The 17152-nt window shown below is 37.9% G+C and carries 20 protein-coding genes; 12 read left to right on the forward strand and 8 right to left on the reverse strand.

Annotated elements, in window-relative coordinates; translation table 11 throughout:
* Positions 1-232: 232 nt before the first annotated feature.
* The 4 genes from ACE1TH_RS16005 (at position 233) to ACE1TH_RS16020 (ending at position 4402) form a co-directional block, all read left to right on the forward strand.
* A complete protein-coding gene (locus ACE1TH_RS16005) occupies positions 233-784 on the forward strand; it encodes a hypothetical protein (RefSeq protein WP_375079523.1) in 552 nt (183 codons plus the stop codon).
* Positions 785-1441: 657 nt separating this feature from the next.
* The gene (locus ACE1TH_RS16010) at positions 1442-2110 is read left to right on the forward strand and encodes a hypothetical protein (RefSeq protein ID WP_375079524.1); all 669 of its coding nucleotides are present in this window, start codon (positions 1442-1444) and stop codon (positions 2108-2110) included.
* Between the two features lie 1510 nt (positions 2111-3620).
* Positions 3621-3875, forward strand: a complete 255-nt coding sequence (locus tag ACE1TH_RS16015) for a hypothetical protein (RefSeq protein WP_099305741.1) — start codon at positions 3621-3623, stop codon at positions 3873-3875.
* Positions 3876-3928: 53 nt separating this feature from the next.
* The gene (locus ACE1TH_RS16020; RefSeq protein ID WP_099305739.1) at positions 3929-4402 is read left to right on the forward strand and encodes a YcxB family protein; all 474 of its coding nucleotides are present in this window, start codon (positions 3929-3931) and stop codon (positions 4400-4402) included.
* Positions 4403-4495: 93 nt separating this feature from the next.
* On the opposite strand, the gene ACE1TH_RS16025 is transcribed toward ACE1TH_RS16020, so the two are convergent.
* From ACE1TH_RS16025 to ACE1TH_RS16045, 5 genes are all read right to left on the reverse strand, one after another.
* Complete coding sequence (locus tag ACE1TH_RS16025) at positions 4496-6778, reverse strand: peptidoglycan recognition protein family protein (protein ID WP_375079525.1); 2283 nt, start codon at positions 6776-6778, stop codon at positions 4496-4498.
* A 101-nt stretch (positions 6779-6879) separates the two neighbouring features.
* Positions 6880-7371, reverse strand: a complete 492-nt coding sequence (locus ACE1TH_RS16030; protein ID WP_375079526.1) for a phage holin family protein — start codon at positions 7369-7371, stop codon at positions 6880-6882.
* Between the two features lie 88 nt (positions 7372-7459).
* Positions 7460-7885, reverse strand: coding sequence for a hypothetical protein (locus ACE1TH_RS16035; protein ID WP_375079527.1), 426 nt, complete (start codon positions 7883-7885; stop codon positions 7460-7462).
* A gap of 21 nt (positions 7886-7906) precedes the next feature.
* Positions 7907-8083: a hypothetical protein gene (locus ACE1TH_RS16040; protein WP_375079528.1), complete on the reverse strand. Its 177-nt coding sequence runs from the start codon at positions 8081-8083 to the stop codon at positions 7907-7909.
* Positions 8084-8099: 16 nt separating this feature from the next.
* Complete coding sequence (locus tag ACE1TH_RS16045; protein ID WP_375079529.1) at positions 8100-8291, reverse strand: hypothetical protein; 192 nt, start codon at positions 8289-8291, stop codon at positions 8100-8102.
* A 319-nt stretch (positions 8292-8610) separates the two neighbouring features.
* On the opposite strand from ACE1TH_RS16045, the gene ACE1TH_RS16050 reads away from it, so the two are divergent.
* Positions 8611-8991, forward strand: a complete 381-nt coding sequence (locus ACE1TH_RS16050) for a helix-turn-helix domain-containing protein (protein WP_255224122.1) — start codon at positions 8611-8613, stop codon at positions 8989-8991.
* A gap of 23 nt (positions 8992-9014) precedes the next feature.
* On the opposite strand, the gene ACE1TH_RS16055 is transcribed toward ACE1TH_RS16050, so the two are convergent.
* A complete protein-coding gene (locus tag ACE1TH_RS16055) occupies positions 9015-9254 on the reverse strand; it encodes a hypothetical protein (RefSeq protein WP_255224123.1) in 240 nt (79 codons plus the stop codon).
* Positions 9255-9693: 439 nt separating this feature from the next.
* On the opposite strand from ACE1TH_RS16055, the gene ACE1TH_RS16060 reads away from it, so the two are divergent.
* Together ACE1TH_RS16060 and ACE1TH_RS16065 are read left to right on the forward strand one after the other, a co-directional pair.
* Positions 9694-10641: a FliH/SctL family protein gene (locus ACE1TH_RS16060; protein WP_375079530.1), complete on the forward strand. Its 948-nt coding sequence runs from the start codon at positions 9694-9696 to the stop codon at positions 10639-10641.
* A 58-nt stretch (positions 10642-10699) separates the two neighbouring features.
* Positions 10700-10912, forward strand: a complete 213-nt coding sequence (locus tag ACE1TH_RS16065; RefSeq protein ID WP_255224125.1) for a hypothetical protein — start codon at positions 10700-10702, stop codon at positions 10910-10912.
* Between the two features lie 111 nt (positions 10913-11023).
* Here ACE1TH_RS16065 and ACE1TH_RS16070 read toward each other — a convergent pair whose 3' ends face one another.
* Positions 11024-11908 (reverse strand): DMT family transporter, encoded by an 885-nt coding sequence (locus ACE1TH_RS16070; RefSeq protein ID WP_375079531.1) that lies wholly within the window; start codon positions 11906-11908, stop codon positions 11024-11026.
* A gap of 130 nt (positions 11909-12038) precedes the next feature.
* On the opposite strand from ACE1TH_RS16070, the gene ACE1TH_RS16075 reads away from it, so the two are divergent.
* The 4 genes from ACE1TH_RS16075 (at position 12039) to ACE1TH_RS16090 (ending at position 15811) form a co-directional block, all read left to right on the forward strand.
* Entirely contained in the window at positions 12039-13445 is a 1407-nt protein-coding gene (locus tag ACE1TH_RS16075) for an aminotransferase-like domain-containing protein (protein ID WP_375079532.1), read from the forward strand.
* Positions 13446-13551: 106 nt separating this feature from the next.
* Positions 13552-13908 (forward strand): cytochrome b5 domain-containing protein, encoded by a 357-nt coding sequence (locus tag ACE1TH_RS16080; protein WP_375079533.1) that lies wholly within the window; start codon positions 13552-13554, stop codon positions 13906-13908.
* A gap of 165 nt (positions 13909-14073) precedes the next feature.
* A complete protein-coding gene (locus ACE1TH_RS16085) occupies positions 14074-14652 on the forward strand; it encodes a TetR/AcrR family transcriptional regulator (protein ID WP_375079534.1) in 579 nt (192 codons plus the stop codon).
* Entirely contained in the window at positions 14645-15811 is a 1167-nt protein-coding gene (locus tag ACE1TH_RS16090; protein ID WP_176554505.1) for a serine hydrolase domain-containing protein, read from the forward strand. The genes ACE1TH_RS16085 and ACE1TH_RS16090 overlap by 8 nt, the downstream gene beginning before the upstream one ends.
* 116 nt (positions 15812-15927) lie before the next feature.
* On the opposite strand, the gene ACE1TH_RS16095 is transcribed toward ACE1TH_RS16090, so the two are convergent.
* Entirely contained in the window at positions 15928-16338 is a 411-nt protein-coding gene (locus ACE1TH_RS16095; protein WP_099305715.1) for a RidA family protein, read from the reverse strand.
* A 351-nt stretch (positions 16339-16689) separates the two neighbouring features.
* Here ACE1TH_RS16095 and ACE1TH_RS16100 point away from each other — a divergent pair, with 351 nt between their 5' ends.
* Complete coding sequence (locus ACE1TH_RS16100) at positions 16690-17145, forward strand: VOC family protein (protein WP_375079535.1); 456 nt, start codon at positions 16690-16692, stop codon at positions 17143-17145.
* Positions 17146-17152: the final 7 nt, after the last annotated feature.

Here is a 17152-nt window from a genome sequence, read left to right on the forward strand (position 1 = left end):
AACATAAGAAACGAACTATGATAATGTATCCACATAGATGAAAATAATTGCCAGAACGGGTTACTGACGTTTTCAAATCTACGACTCTATCTACTATACCGTTAATCCTTCATCTAGACCATTATGAGGATCTATAGTAAGACTGACCATCCCTTCAACTTTTTCTCGTCGTTTAAAGAATTTGCATGGTTGATTTTAATATATGTAGGATGCTTACCCAGGAGGATTTTTTATGAAGAAACACGCTTTACCCGTCCTATTCATGCCACTGTTTTTACTCTTGTCCGCATGTACAGATGCTTCAGAAGAAGAAGAGGTGGTACATGTACCTTATGAAAATGGGACTGAAGCAGTACCCACTCATGAGATTCGCACAGATCAAGGCGTCACCTTTCATTTTGGAAAAAAATATGAGCTGAGCGATGAAGAACTTATTATTCCTGATGCCTCCCTTATTACTCATACGGAAAAAGAGGTGAATATTGTCGTAAATAGATACAACGAAGAAAATACAACTCTAGATAAGAGGGAACTTGAAACCGGGGATTATTTTGCTGAATATGATTATATTGAAGTAGATGTGGACACAAACCTTTTTCCGAACTTAACGAACCTCGGTGTCTATGAAAGAGATGATAACCTGTTTACGGGTTTAGTTCTGTATAAAGATTTAAATGACGAACAGTTTCTTTATATTGAGGCTACGATGGCACCTGATCACTTCACAGACGATTTCAAAACTGAATTACTAGCTTTTTTTAATACGATTGAAAGAAATTCATAATTCGAACCCCGAGTATCCCAAGGGTTTTAAGACGAAAAAAGGAGTACTCCCCAAAATTCGAATACGTTTAGTACCCACTAAACCACCGACTGGAGGAAGACTCCCTATGCCTATTTTACGAAAAGAAAGCCTGCTTGATCTGCATGATTTATAAGAACTAGAACCGGCCCATCATTTTGAGGCGGTTTTTTCAACGATTGATGTTGAGCTGATCCTGTGTGTTGTCTGTAAAAGAAGCCGTATCTGGTGCGCCAATTCAGCTTCATTACACAGCGATTATTTATTCAATAGTTGCGTGAATCCTTGAACGAATTCCTACGATTAAAGATTTAACTCAACGTTTAAAACAAGGTGTTTTCTTCCGATTGGATTTTGGGTTTCTTAACTCGGATTCAGTTCCATTTTAAGCTTCTTATTTAAGAATGATTTCCAAACAAGCGCAGTCAACGATTCTTGCACAGGTGTGGCATCAATGGCAACCGTATCGTCGGTGACGAATCCCTCGCTTATCGCTAGGTAGAGCTGAATGTCTTGAAACTATCATAATTGACGGTTTTTTGGTCCAAAGTCAGAAATGCTTGGATCTTGAGGCATACTTTTGAAGGGCTGGGGTAAAGAGAGTTATGCCGCTCTATGTTAAATACGGGAGGAATAAAGTTGAAAAAACTAATCATGAGTACTTTTCTATTAATTCCTTTGTTAGGCTGTCAACCAGAGCAAGAGGGTGCTGATAATGAAGGGAATGATGGAGGAAAATACAATGGGCAAGAGGAACAACAACAACAACTAATTCCTGAAAATTGGGAAGGTCAAATCGGTGAGGTGATAACACTTGAGACTGGAGAGTTTCAACTTATAGGACTTAATGGTGAGTCTGAAACTATTAAGGATTCTCCTCTTTTGGTAACCTATGAAAGGACGAATTTAATAAGAGGTGAATTAACAGATATACTAAGTGTGGATTCTAAAGATGATGATGAGATCATTGAATATATTGAAATCTCCTTGTACTTTATTAATCAAAGTGATGAATATTTGGCTCTTTCAGAAACAGATTTTACTTTATCAATAAATAATGGGGAAGAAGATTTAGGATTTAATCAAGCTGTAACCGACCCAGCTTCAACAAATGTTCTAGATGGTTATGAGTCAAACACGTCTAAGACTTTAGGATTTGTACCAGAGACCACCGATTTGGAAGAAATAGAGCAATTAACCTTAAGTTTTTCTGGTGCAAGATTCGGTAAAGTGGAAAGTATTGAAGAATTAAATGATACAGAGGGTGCAAATTTCACTGATGGATTTGATATGGATATAAGCATCTAGTAAATACGGGTAGAAGACCTAAAGTTCATAAAAGCTTCAGGTCTTCCTAGTCATTGCCGATAGATTATTAAGTGAATTGAAAAAGTTGAACGTTATAGATGATTAAAAATTCGTTATTACATCGTCAAAAGATCTAGGAAGATTATCTGAGAGCTCTCGAGCAGTAAGGATACCTCTTGATAGAAATATTATCTATAAAAAACGCACAAGATGTTTTTAAATGACTATGATTCTTGCTTATAAATTGAAAGAAGGTGGTACTTATACTGACAATTGATATGTTCCCTATTTTATTAACAGCAATATTCTATATAGTCATTGCTTCATGCACCATATTCTTCCTTTCAGCAGTTGTCATTTTTATAAGTAAACATTTAAAGCTCAGACGCTCTATAAAATTTTTGTGTGTATTTCTTTATGCCATGGTTATTTATGTTACAGGCAAACAACTAGTGTCTTATGGAGAGAATTTAAATAGAACAGAGATGAGAGAGAATACACATTTATTTTCAATTGATTTAGGTTCTAATTACTTGTTTGGTGGATATGTCCTTTTAACATCACTTATCCCTATTTTCTTCATAATTATTTTTCTTATAATAAGCGTGTTTTTCAATAAAGGAAAAGAAAGGCGACTGTCAAGAATTTGGTTTAAGTAACGAGCCATATATGTAAGCCGTCATTTCCTGTGCCTTAACCAAATAAAAAAAAGAGAAATATGAAATAAGGTGAACGAGACGATTTGTAAAGGAAATATCAGCACTGCAGAATCACTAATACCGTTTGGATCTGTTTGCGTATCGCCGGGTGAAAAAGATAGAGCTATACTTAATATAAAAAGGATAGACGGAATTATAAGAAGAAGAACTGAATATTTTTTATTAATCTTAACTAGAATGAATTTGTAAATAATAAAAATAGGTATTGATGGTAATAAAACGAACAGGAATAATAAGTACAGCAACAGAATAATAGTAACTCACACCTTGTTGTTATATTTTAACTATTGTTTCGAGGTTCTTGCGCTATCAAGAACAAACGAAATTTAATTATTAAGCCGCGGATTTAAACCGACGGCTTAATATCAATTATTTATTTTCGTTGACATAATTAAGTATTTTATCAACAAACGCTTCACCAATTGCCCTTCTTTCACGAGCACTTAAAAGACTTCCATTCCCGCTACCAAGTTCCAAGATAGCTGTCCTTAAAACAGTGTATCTATTATTAGCACCGTTCATAACTCGTGAAACAGTATCTTTGAAGCTTGAAGACAGTAACTACACAAGCTCGGAGGTGATTTCTCCTATTCTTGCGAATCGTAGGAATTCAGCAATAACACAGACATGTGTGAACATACAGTGTAGCAGGTGTTAGTGTGATTTGGGTCATAATGGATTGACGAGATGGGATGGACTAATCCCTTTCAATTAGATTTCGAAACTATTTAGATGACTTCAAATACGTGTTATAATTATATAACTCTAGTTTCTGGAAAGAGGATATAATTATGAGTTTACAAGAAGACTTTAAGAAGAGAGTAAAATATGCTGCCTTACTTAATGGAGTTATATGTCTGGCTCTTGTCTTTCATACTTTACTGGATGTAAAAAACGGATATTATGATTTAGTAGTCATACTAACGATAAGTGGTATTATACTCTCTATCTATACATTACGAAAAACAAAAGGAAAGTTTATCGCAATTGTTTCTTTAGTATTGTCTTTTTCTCCGATAGTAATGTTGTTTTTTTTATTAATATAATATAAAAGTTCCATTTTGACATTCTATTTATATAATAAGAAAGGAAATTTATTATGAATGACAGCAGAACTGTTCACGCAGTGGGTATATTAACTTATAAAGATTACAAATATTCAAATCGAACTCCTTTTTGGATGACGACAGCTATTTTCACATTGATCATATATTGTTTATTACGTTTATTATTAGGCATGCTTTATTCGGGTCAATTTACCTCAGAATTATTTGTAACTCTTACCATAAGTATTATTTTTTTTGCAACTTTAACTGGAATTGAAAAAAAGACGTTTTTAATTAACTATCCTGAAGAGAATAAAGTCTCTTTCTATTTGAATAAGAACGAAATAATTCAAGAGAAATTTAATGAGAAGAAGTTTATCAAGCAAAATGAGATAAAAAATATTAAAGAGAGCCGCAAATACTTTTTATTCATCCTTGAAACAAATGCGAGGTTTGTTATTCCAAAAACTTTTTTTAAAACAAATGAAGATATTGAGCTCTTTAAAGATCTCTTGAAACTTGATTAATATACAAAGGTAGATTTTTTACTCTACCTTTGTATAAGTAAAGTATATTAAGACTAATGGTTATACTTTATTTAATCTTTAGATCATCTAGAATTAAGCTTCATTTAATTCTAGATAAATTCTACCTATTAAAACAGCTAATAATGACGTCAAGGCAGTTATAAAGGCACCAGTTCCAGATATAAGCAAAAATATAGCTAAGATCAAGATTGCGATAAAGACAAATCCTCTAATAAAATCCCTTAATACGTTACGGTCCCAATCGATATCCGTAATAACTAACTTTTCAATTACGTATATATCATGCGTAATTTCTCGAGATATTTCTACAGAAAATAACTCCGGATCAAGTATGAAGGGGAAGTCGTCAATAATGTTATCTGACAATAAGTTAGGACCATCATAACGCACTTGAGCTACTTGCTCAAAATCCTCGTTAATTATTTGATTTATAAAATCTCTGGCTTCATTATATTCAGTTAAACCTGGTACACTCATTTCAGAAGCGATATTTGTTATTGCTTGGGTGATGGAATTGCCTAGTAATTCACCATCAACAGCCTTATTGGCTGACAAATCCCATTCTGCTTCGTCAGGATTTCCATATGAAACAGTACCCGATAAATTGCCTCCAAAAGCACCGATTCTAAAATTATTTGATACTGTAAAACTAGCAGTTTCATTCTCTAAAAGAGTAAATCTTTTTTCATAACCAAAAGGCGAAGTTACTACAACGTCTTTTAATTCAGGTCTGTCATCAATTTCCCCTCCACCATCATCCTCTTCATCCGCATCCGAATTCCTAACTTGCTCAATAAAATCATCAAAATAACCGCCATTAATTAGGTTAGCAGGACAAACTTTCCCACTCCACCGCTGGTGAGGCACGACGTTATCGATCGAGATGCCAAGGTCTTCCATGAGTTGACGAACTAACGCAGCAGCATGTCGACGTGTCTGTGAAAAATCTCCGTCTACATTTACGCACATTTCGATTCCAATACTATTTCGGTTCCCATCGCCATTTCCATCCCCTGCATGGAACCCGGTTTCATTGAGTGGCAAGTGCTGATAAATTGTTTGACCGCTGTCAACCGTAAAATGCCACGATACGTTTCTAGCTCCTGATTTTACATAAGAAGCATGCATCTCTGCATTTGCACCTCTATTTTCGTTAGCAGTTTCATGGATAGTAATGTAGTCTGGAGACATTGAATATCCAGGTCGATTCGCATTTGAGCTAGGGATATAGTCTTGAATAATGGTTAGGTCTCCGATGCTTCCCCCTTCAACTTCACTTGGTCCAGAACCACCCGAGCCTCCTGAACCACCATCTCCGCCTGAGCCTCCGTCAGAACCGCCAGTATCTCCTGGGTCACCACTCGCAATGGCCTGCATAAGTTGTTCGTTTTGAGCAGCAGTTCCGCGATAACCCGAAATGCCATATTGTGCAGCTAAGCGCTCGCGATTTTCATAAGAGGAATCCATTCCAATTCGATTCATGTAGGACACAATCCCTTCACCAGGACGTGGTGCTGGATTGCTCCCTCCTCCGCCTGATCCACCTGAACTTCCACTCGCAATAGCCTGCATAAGTTGTTCGTTTTGAGCAGCAGTTCCGCGATAACCCGAAATGCCATATTGCGCAGCTAAACGCTCGCGATTTTCATAAGAGGAATCCATTCCAATTCGATTCATGTAGGACACAATCCCTTCACCAGGACGTGGTGCTGGATTGCTCCCTCCTCCGCCTGATCCGCCTGAACTTCCACTCGCAATAGCCTGCATAAGTTGTTCGTTTTGAGCAGCAGTTCCGCGATAACCCGAAATGCCATATTGCGCAGCTAAACGCTCGCGATTTTCATAAGAGGAATCCATTCCAATTCGATTCATGTAGGACACAATCCCTTCACCAGGACGTGGTGCTGGATTGCTCCCTCCTCCGCCTGATCCGCCTGAACTTCCACTCGCGATGGCCTGCATAAGCTGTTCATTCTGTTCAGCAGTTCCACGATAACCCGAAATGCCATATTGCGCGGCTAAACGCTCGCGATTTTCATAAGAGGAATCCATTCCGATTCGATTCATATAGGACACAATCCCTTCACCAGGACGTGGTGCTGGATTGCTTCCTCCTCCGCCTGATCCGCCTGAGCCACCAGATAAACCTAGGTGAGCTTGTGTTTCAGGTCCTGCAATACCATCAACTTGTAATCCATTGTTTTGTTGATAGCGACGTACGGCATCTTCAGTAGAAGGGCCATAAACACCATCAACGCCTGATAGCACGTAATTAGCATTGACCAATGCTTGTTGTAATGCGCGAACATCAGATCCTTCCATATAAGGCTCTGTTAGTCGAAGAACACGACTCATAAAATCACTCCTAAAAAATAGTTATTGTGTTACAACTCTTACTATAAAGAGATTTCAGAAGGAATATCTCCCATAGATGGTTTGATGAAACTGCACAAAAACTACCTGGAATCTTCTTTGTCTTTATCATCTTGTTTTGTCTGAACATTGATATGAACAAGGGCATGATTTTGATCATCTTGACTTTTTTTTAGTTTGTCCAAGACATGATGCAAGGCCTTTGGTATATAGATATTTAAGTCTCGCAAATTTTCTAGTATGGATACAAGCTCATTAATGATATACGCCCATATGATGATTGTACGTAGTACTGGTAAATCAAAACCGAAGATCGGAAGCCCTTCTTCGGTAAAAACAATGTCCAAGCCGTGTGCGATCGCGACAACCACTAAGATCAGTACTTTTTTCATAACACCAGTAAAACCGACTTTACTAGATAGCTCTTTTAAGCTATACGCTTTATAGAGTCCTGTGAAATAATCAATCATCATAATTAAAATTAAGAACTGTAGCAAAATATCCCACCCTCCGAACAAATAGGTGATGGCTGCACCAATTGCCATCGCACTGCCTTTTACAATAAATTCAAACATACACACACTCCTTAAATTGGCTTATAAAAAAACCAACTGCAACAGCAATTGGCTTGTCAGTTATATGAGAGCAATCATACAAGAAATGTTAGCTTATTAAACCGCGTAAACTAATGAATAGCTTTTCTAACAAACGTTTGCGGAGATTAAAAAGATGCTTTTCTCCATAACCCATTTCAATTGAAATTTCTTTCATTGCTTTGTTCTCAAAATATCGATAGTGCACAAACTCGTTTTCAATCACATCTAGTTGTTCGATGGCTACATCTACGGCATAGGTGATCAAGCGATACCGTTGTAATTCTTTCTTAATCTCTTTTGCAAATTGGTATTCAGTTTCATTGTCAAAATCTCTTTTCATTAACATAACATCATTCATTTCCACACTACTTGGGAGAACAGACTGTAGCTGCTCCTGTAAAATGACTTTTCCCGCATGATAGGTTTTGTATTTTCTTAGAATTGCCTCAATTTCTTTCATATCTTCTTTTTTCATGAGTGCTTGTACAGTCAAAATAAGTTCTCCTTTCATTATTTAAGATAGCTCAATCTTTAACGTTTCAATTGCTGTCTGCTTGTTACTAACAAAATAATCTCGGCCATTCGTTAATTTCAGCGCTACTCCACCATAAATAGGGATAATTTGACCACAATAAGCTCCCTCCTTGTAAACATTTGCCCCACCATCTTTTCTTTCTTCATATTCAAACAACGAACCAACTCCCTTGTTATCTCTTTTTTAAGCCCGTAACGACTTCACCTTCAGAATCAACTAGGTATCCGTTTTTTATTTGACCAGGAATGAACACGTTGCTCCAATCAATTTTTTGCGGATCGTTCGGCTGAACAAATCCCTTTTGCTGCGCATAAGCAAAAAAATCCACTTCATTTTCTAAAAAATCATGAACAGATCTGCACATCTTCTCCACCACTCCTTTATCTCTATAAGTAACTTTAATAAATATATTATTACCATAGGTAATATAATAAAGAATACGTTTCCTTTTTGTCAATACTTCTAGTAACATTTCTTCTTAGACATCTAGTTCTAAAACACATATAATTGGTAAAAAGTTATATCGAGAAACCTGAAATAACCACCTACGGTCCGTATGAATTGTTACAAAAAATAGATATAATGACGATAACGAATCCTTTCTTATCCATAAAGAGAAAGAACATTAAAAAAATCAAAATGTTACTCAAGGAAACAATAATATTTTTAAAAGAAGGTGTCGTATGAGAGGAGATCGCTTAAGAAAGCTGCGAAAAGAAAAAGGGCTAACCATTCAAGAGGTAGCCGATAAGCTAGGTGTGACGTACTCTGCTGTTCAAGGGTATGAAGTAGAACGAAAAACACCTTCAATCAATAACCTCGAGCAACTTTCTATATTATTTAATGTATCCTCAGATTATTTGCTTGGTCTTAGTGATGATGAGAGAATTGAAAAAAATCCTGAACTATTCGACTTTCTAAAGCAACAACATTTAACGTGGAAAGACGTAAAGTTGAATAAAGAACATCTAGATATGATCAATGCCGTTTTAGATGTCGCCATACACAGAAAAAATATGAATAATGAAGATCATGATAAAAATGGAAGTACTAAGCATAAGTAATGCACATCGTGCTTTCGTTTTCTTTATCTACCTGCTTCATTCCTTTTAAAATTAAGACTTCTCTGTAATAAGAGTGCTTCCTTTGCCGATATAAGCTTACTGTCAACAAGTACATCAATAAGAAAATCGAGATTGGTGAGGCTATTTTCACTTAGAATCGCTTCGTCCTTATTTAAAATTGAAACCTTTTCATAGATGAGCGTTTTTAACTTTTCTGAATCTAGTTGTCTTGAATCCTCTTGATCTTTCTTGTTGCTAGACATGAAATCACACCTCACCAAAACAAGAACATAAGTTCGTATATTGTTATTTTACATATCGTTCTATGATTAAGCAACTAATATGTATAATTGTCAATTCTAAGGTAAATGTATATGTTTGATCACCCATTATTTGTATAAGAAATGTGACCTACTTTATCTGCAATGACATCAAATAATCTTTACGATTATTTGATGGGTCCACATAGGTAGAAATGTTCCTACGCACTCACCATTTATATATTTACAATAATGGATTTACTTGGTATATTCATTACAACCTCAATATTCACTCACAACGTTTGCACTCACTGTTTGCCTCTTTAGTCTGTAAGTCAATACCCTTAATTCCCCCACCCACCTTACACATTCTAAACGGCTACCTCCAAACCCATCATACCTTTATTAATCACATCCAAATACATTTTGGAAGGAGCATTTAGTGGATAAAGACTTCAAATCCGACCGAATGATTAACGATGCCATGCAGAAATATGCGATGGGCATCTATAAACCTGGGGACAACCCTCTTAATGGATTACACATTCAAACGGCAGGCTTTAAGACCGCTGTCCCAAATGAAGTGCCTATCAGGTTGAACCACCGCATCGATTACGCCTTTATTGATACGGACGATGTCCTACACAATGTTGAGTTCCAATCACAATTTAATGCAAGCGATTCAGCCCGTTTTCAACTGTACAACGCTGCCCTTTACTTCACATATCGAGACGAGGTAAACTATGTAGTAAGTTACATTGTCTATCCAAGTCACATTCGCCCAAAACCTACTTACGTCATGCAATTAACGCAAGGCTCGCTAATTTTTGAACCTACCCTCATTTTTCTCCACGACTATTACGCCGAAGATGAATTAAGCGACATTCTTACAAAGAGCGAACAAGGAACCATGATAAGCAATAATGATGTATCCACATTAATCTTTAGCTTATTAATGAACCGCAGAAGCACGTTCAAAGAACTAGCACTCAAAGTCTTCAGTATAGCCCGTAACATTGAAGATAAAAATAGACAGGAAGAAGTAGCGGGCTATATAAAGTCACACGTTGAAAAACATATTAGTCAAGAAGAACGGACCAGATTAGAGGAGGCGATTGAAATGACCTTTAAAGAAATGTTGCAACAGCGAGAAGACAAGGGGTTAGAACGAGGATTGGAGCAAGGATTGGAACGAGGGTTAGAGCAAGGATTGGAACGTGGGTTAGAGCAAGGGTTAGAGCAAGGCGAGGAAAAGAAAATCTGTAATCAGATCAAAAAAAAACTAGCAAAAGGGAAACTGATCCCGACCATCGCTAATGAACTTGAAGAAACTGAACAAACGATTAAGTCCTTAATAGAAAAGCATCGTTTAGGAAATGAATCCTCCTAAAAGGTAGCCGTTGCTGCTCTTTTTATATCAATTCCCTAAATTAGAGGAGGCGATCGAAATGACCTTTAAAGAAATGTTGCAACAGCGAGAAGACAAAGGGTTGGAGCGAGGGTTAGAACAAGGATTGGAGCAAGGTGAGGAAAAGAAAATCTGTAATCAGATCACAAAAAAACTAGCAAAAGGAAAACAGATCCCAACCATCGCTAATGAACTTGAAGAAACTGAACAAACGATTAAATCCTTAATTAAAAAGCATCGTTTAGGTAGTTAAGTCTTTTTATTCGAATAAACGCTTAAACAATCCCACACATATATTAATATTAAAAAACCGCCTCCGAGGAAGCGGCTTTTTTTTTGCAAAAGATTGTTAACAGAGTGGTGCCTAGGTTGAATGATTCGCTAGACTTTCGTTCACATGTATTGTTCGCTTGTTCGTTATGCCTACCCCTATCAATGTCAAAATCCCACCTACTATTGTAATGAATGTTGGAACCTCTCCCAACCATAGCCAAGCGATGAGAATAGCAAAAGCAGGTGTTAAGTAAAGGACGCTCGTAGCCTCTGACGCTCCTACTTTTGACGTGACATAAGCAATACAAAAGTAAGGAATGAGCGTGGGGAAAAGGCCTAGATAGACAACGGTCATATTGATAGCAGCTGGCGCAGTGGCGATGGCTGACCCTAATCCGGGTATAAAAAGAAGGAGAAAGATGGTTCCAGCTAGAATCGTATAGACCGTAAATGGCAAGAACCCATAATGTTTGAGGTAATGACTTTGAAAAACAAAGTACATGCTCTCACCTAAAGCTCCAATAAGGATAATGAAGACACCCACCTCAAAAACGAAGGAATCACCTGTCCCGATCATAATGATAAACACACCTAAGAATGCAATGACAGAGCCTATCCACGACAACCCCCTCATCCTCTCTTTCAGAAAGAACGTCGCCAAGATTGCAGAAAAAATTGGTGTCATTGAAACAAGCAATGATGCCGCCCCAGCGCTTACCGTCTGTTCTCCTATACTTAAAGCAGTATGATAAACAGAGAACCCTAAAAAACCTAATACAAATATGACTGGAACATCTTTTAAACGAGGCAGTCCAATCTTTGCAATGAAAGCAAATACAAGTAAACCAATAGAGCCGATAAGCAACCGTACTAACGATAAGTGTTCCGGTGAATAATGCTCAAGACCAACTCGTATGCCCGGAAACGCAGAAGCCCACAGTAGGACTGCCAGTGCGTAAGCAATAACGATCTTCATCTTCGCCTTCAAGAATTGTCACCCCATCCCCTCATCGATTTGAAGTTCATTGTATAATAGGGTGTGTCAGTTGAAATCAACAAATGAACGGAAGGTTAATCCAACAAATTGGAAGGACGTTACCAGCAGCATGACAAATTCACATCGCATTGTGACAGATTTAAAAGAGAAGATTATGTCTGGAGAATGGCCCGTTTATACAAAACTCCCTACTCAAAACGAACTCGCTCAACAATATCAAGTCAACCGCAGTACGGTTGTGAAAGCCATTGATGAGTTAAAATCATACGGTTATGTAACAGCCGTTCAAGGAAGTGGCGTTTATGTTTCCACCGAATTAAGAAAAGCTGATTTGAAACAATTCCTTATGAATTGGGATCGCTTAAGTCAATGGTCGTTTTATTCTAGTAATAAGAGTCTCGTCAAAAAGATTAATGATTACGAGAACAATGCCAGCTATATTCAGTTAAGCAAAGGCGTGTTAGGAAAAGAACACATTCCAGATGCCTTAATCGCAAAAGCAATGACGAATGCCTCCATGCAACCTTTAGACCATGAGTATGGTGATGGGAAAGGCGATATTCGTTTTCGAAAGGCGATTTCGAAACACTTAGAGAAACGAGGTATTCACGTCGGTATTGAATCCATCATGGTTGTGTCAGGCGCGCTGAATGGCATTCAATTGATTGCTTCTTCTATTCTCCAAACCGGCTCACAGATCTATCTCGATACCCATTCTTTTCTCAATACGCTGAACTTTTTTCATTCACTGGGGATTCGAACGTCACCGGTCCTTCAATATGGAAACACCCATAGCCTGAAAGACATGAAACCAAACCAGGCTGTTTATGTGAATTCACCTTTTCAAAATCCAACAACGTTATCTTTACATGCAAACGAACAAGACGATCTAATCAACTACACAAATACAAAAAACATCGCCATTATAGAAGACAACATTTATGGAGATTTAGTATACGATGGGCATTATCCCTCCTTAAAATCAAAAGATAAAGCCGGGAATGTCATCTACCTTTCTAGCTTTTCTAAAACACTCAGCCCTGCTTTAAGAATAGGATGGATTGTAGCAAAGCCAGAAATTATACAGAAAGTGAGCGACGTTCGTATGCATACCGATTATGGGACAAGCAACATCACTCAGGCAATCTGTACAGAATTGCTTGCAAGTGGGGATTATGACGCTCATCTAAGCAGGTTACGAATACATTTAAAAGAAAAAAGAGATTACCTCGACTCTTTGCTAAAGCATCATTTATCTAAATTTGGCTCGTGGGACATTCCAGCAGGTGGGTTCTTTATCTGGTTCACCTTTCGTGAAGAATGGAACCTCTCGATAAAAAAACTTTTTCACGCATGTTTAAAGCAAAACGTGCTCTTTAATCCAGGAACCATCTATGGGCAAGACGAACAACCGTCCATTCGCTTCTCTTTTGTCTATGAAACCAAAGAAAACCTAAAGCGCGGCATCACAATCCTTGCGGAGACCATTGATCTTTTCGTACAAGAAGGAAAATAGGAAATGGATACTCTGACAATTATGTGAAATGCCTATCGACCATCAAACACAAATGGTAGTGTGGATGTATAAAGAATGACGATCTTTTTTAAGGAGTGAGTGTACTGTGAAAAAATTGGCACTGATTTTAGGTAGCTCAGCTATGCTACTTGCTGCTTGTGGCGGAGAAGACGCAACCGATGAAGGTGACGCACCGGACCAAGAAGAGACAACCGATCAAGATCGAACATTCACAATGGAAGAACTCAGTGAGTACGATGGTCAAGATGGAAACGATGCCTATGTAGCCGTTGATGGCGTCGTGTACGATGTGACAGATGTTGGCGCTTGGGCAGATGGTGAACATGCTCCTGCTGGCGGATTACCTGCTGGTCATGACCACACCGAAGAAATTCAGTCGTCCCCACACGGTACGAGTGTATTAGAAGACTTACCTACTGTAGGGACACTTGAAGAAGAGTAAAATCAGCAAAAACAGTCCTACATTGATAACGAATATATTACAGGCATCTATCCCATTTGGATGCCTGTTTTTTCTGTTCTTTACGCTATGAGGATCGCCGTAATTAGACATCTCGCGCCCTTGATGGTACTATAAATATAAATAAAGTACCAACAGGAGGAAACCATGCGTACGCTCACAGACGATGATTATCAGAAGCTATTGAACCTGTTTGCACATAAGGGAATTACGTTTACTACCAATGATGTTGCGCGGGAACTTGGGATCAGTAAGCGCACGATCTATGAATGGTTTCATAATAAATCAGCCATCATTGAAAAGACGATTGACTATGTCTTTGCTGATTTACAGAAAGAAAGCATGTCGATTGCAGAAAACCAGTGCCATACAGCTGACAAAATTAAAGCATTTTTTGACGGTGTTCCTGATATGTACCAAGTAGGCTGGCTTATTCAGCACAGTGAAGCATTAGAAAAACATTATCCTGAACTCATGTTGTACATTGACCGCCGATTAGATCAAGTTTGGGACACACTATTGCGAATAGTGGAAAATCAGCTATCACCTACTGCGTCCATTGTTATTAGGACCATGTTGACAGAAACGATGCAAAAACTACTGAGCCCGCATTATCTTGAAACCCATCAACTCACTTATAAACAAGGATTTGAAGCTTTTACCGAAGTCATACTTTATGGACTAATTGGGTCCAAAGACAAAAGGAGTGATGAGCGTAATGAATAAGTATGTAAAGGCAATGCTTTACCTCACAGGAGTAATCGGCGGAGGTATTATCGGCTATAAATATCAGCAGAATCAGCGAGCCCTTTCCTTGTTTGATCCAGAAACAATTGCGTACAATTTCCAACATATGGACCAAGTGATGCCCAGTTTTGACGTTGCACCTGCCATGGTTCCGTTCTATTTTGCTAAAAAAACAAAATCACTCCCGACCACTTATTCATTTAAAGGAGAAACCAAATCCGTTGAAGCGTTACTTGAACGCACGCAGACAACAGGATTTCTCGTTATTCAAGATCAAACGATCATTCGAGAAGACTATTTTCAAGGTGCCCATCAAGCGACGACATTTACTTCTTGGTCGATCGCAAAATCCATTCTTTCCTTACTAGTCGGAAAAGCAGTCGAACAAGGGCTTATCAAAGATATTAATGAGCCCATCACCACCTACGTGCCTCTGTTGAAAAAAAGCGGTTACCACAATGTTTCCATTAAGCATATTTTACAAATGGCGTCTGGTGTTAAATTTGATGAAACCTACGAAAAACGAACTTCTGATATTCAAAAGCTTTTTATTAAGACACTTGCTTTAAATGAAGGTGTGGACGACGTAATGGCCGCTCTACAATCAAAGCAGTCACCTGGAACTGCTTTTGATTACAACAGTTCAGACACGCAAGCGTTAGGAATGTTAATTGCGCATGTAACTGGCAAACAACCTTCTCGCTATTTCCAAGACGAAATCTGGTCAAAGATCGGAACAACCGATAGGGCTTTTTGGTTAACGGACCGACAAGGACAAGATTATGCTTTTTGTGGATTTAACGCCACATTACGAGATTACGCAAAGCTTGGACAACTGTGTCTACAAAAAGGGCATTGGGACGGAAAACAAGTTGTTTCTGAAGAATGGCTCTATGAATCAACCCGTGTTCATGAAGAGTCATTCCCAACTATGAACAAAGCATTCGGCTATGGGTACCAGTGGTGGGTTCCCTTTAACGATAACAAGGATATTCTCGCTTTAGGCGTATGGGGACAGTACCTCTATATCCATCCAGAAACAAAAACAATTATTGTGAAAACAAGCGCCGACCCCGATTTTGTGGAGCACGAGGAAGAGACTATAACGACGATGAGAAGCCTAGCCCTTCATATGTAAGCAACAGGCACATCCCAGAAAATAAAGCCTTCTCTCAGAAGTTGAGAGAAAGCTTTTTCTGCTTTAAGGTGGAAAATTGATGACAAAGGAACAGCCACCTGCCGTTCCTCCTATAGTTAAATCTCAGCACACCATAGTTCAATTTCTATTTTCAGTTCAGGCAAACCCAATGCTGTTACATATGCAATCGTCATAGATGGATAGTCTTTTTCAAAAAGTTCGTTCCACTTTAAATCAAAATCATTCCAATCAATTTCTTCTGTAGCCCAAATGTTCACTTTTATGATGTTATCTTGAGACAATCCTTCAGACTCAAGCGTTTTTGTGATGTTTGTAAACGTATTGTGGACTTGATCCTTTAAACCTTTAGGAACATTTCCGTTCATATCAGTCCCGATCTGACCTGATGTGACAACTAAACTTGCTCCTGCAGGAACTCTTGTGACATGGCTGTAGTCGCCTACTGGTTCAGGCATATCACTAGGGTTCTTTCTACTAATCTTTCTCACAACATTACCTCTATTCATTATAAGTTTTCCTGCAATTTTTTACTAAACAGATAGACTTCACCAATTATTGTCTAATTAATAAAAAACAGCAGTTGAGTATCCATAGCCCATTGATAAAAACAAAAGAATTTTCTTTTTCATAGCGTGAATAATCCCTTCTTATAGAATCTAGGCAATCCATTATTATATCTCTACTAACATTCCCTTTACTAAATCAAGGATAGAGTCGCAATTATATTCGCTAAACGGTGCTTAAATTCCTCTACAACAAAAGTTGTAGGGAACATTAGCCTTTTGACTGATCATCTTTACCCAAATTTAAACTATAGTCTTGATAGAAACGACTATTTCTATCAGGAGTGAGACATTATGATTAAAGGATTGTATGAAGCGCATTTACCAGTAAGTAACCTGAAAGAATCGATCAAATTTTATCAAAAACTAGAATTAGAACTAGCTCATCAACAAGAAGGGATTGCATTTATGTGGATAGAAAAAGGAAAAATTTGGTTAGGTCTATGGGAGACAGAAGCAGTTAACATTCCGTATCATCCCTCTATAAGACATGTCGCGTTCTATATTCATCATGAGAGGGTGAACGATGCGAAAGAATGGCTTAACGAAAAAGGGATTGACGTATCTACTAATTTTGGATTTTCAGCGGATAGACAACCATTAGTTTTACCGAATAATCCGCAAGCTCATGCCGCCATTTATTTTAAAGATCTCGACGGTAATAGCATTGAGTTCATTACGCCTTTGCGTCTAGATTTTGATGAGGAATTTCATATGCAAACATTAGAAGACTGGCATCAAAAAGGGTAACATGACT

It is taken from the genome of Shouchella sp. JSM 1781072 (assembly GCF_041949915.1).
Lineage (GTDB): Bacteria > Bacillota > Bacilli > Bacillales > Bacillaceae_D > Shouchella.